The sequence below is a fragment of the Geodermatophilus sp. SYSU D00708 genome (assembly GCF_054050115.1).
Genome location: NZ_JBJGYS010000068.1, coordinates 1 through 567 on the forward strand (window position 1 = coordinate 1; position 567 = coordinate 567).

Sequence of the window (567 nt, forward strand, 5' to 3'; positions counted from 1 at the left end):
CTCGGCGATGCAGACGCGGGCGGCCATGCCGGCCAGCGGGTTGAAGTTGCGCGCCGACTCGTGGAACACCAGGTTGCCGTGCCGGTCGCCGACGGCGGCGCGGACCAGGCCGAAGTCGGCGGTCAGCGCGGTCTCCAGCACGTACTGGGCGCCGTCGAACTCGCGCACCTCCTTGGGCCGGCTGGTCTTGGCCACGTTGCCCGCGGCGTCGTAGAGCACCGGGATGCCGCCGTCGGCGACCATCGTGCCCACCCCGGTGGGGGTGTAGAACGCCGGGATCCCGGCGCCGCCGGCGCGCAGCCGCTCGGCCAGCGTGCCCTGCGGGGTCAGCTCGACCTCCAGCTGCCCGGACAGGTAGCGGCGGGCGACCTCCTTGGACCCGCCGACGAAGGAGGAGATCGTCTTGCGGATCCGCCCGGCGTAGAGCAGCACGCCCAGCGCGGCGTCGTCCACGCCGCAGTTGTTGCTGATCGTGGTCAGGTCCGTGGCGCCCTTGTCCAGCAGCGCGTCGATCAGCGCGTACGGGATCCCGCACAACCCGAACCCGCCCACGGCCAGCACCGCGCC

Annotated in this window: 1 protein-coding gene; it reads right to left on the reverse strand. The window is 73.2% G+C overall.

Annotated features, from left to right (window positions below; genetic code table 11):
• On the reverse strand, positions 1 to 567 hold a 567-nt coding region (locus tag ACI79D_RS24900), incomplete at both ends, for a CoA transferase subunit A (RefSeq protein ID WP_456921220.1).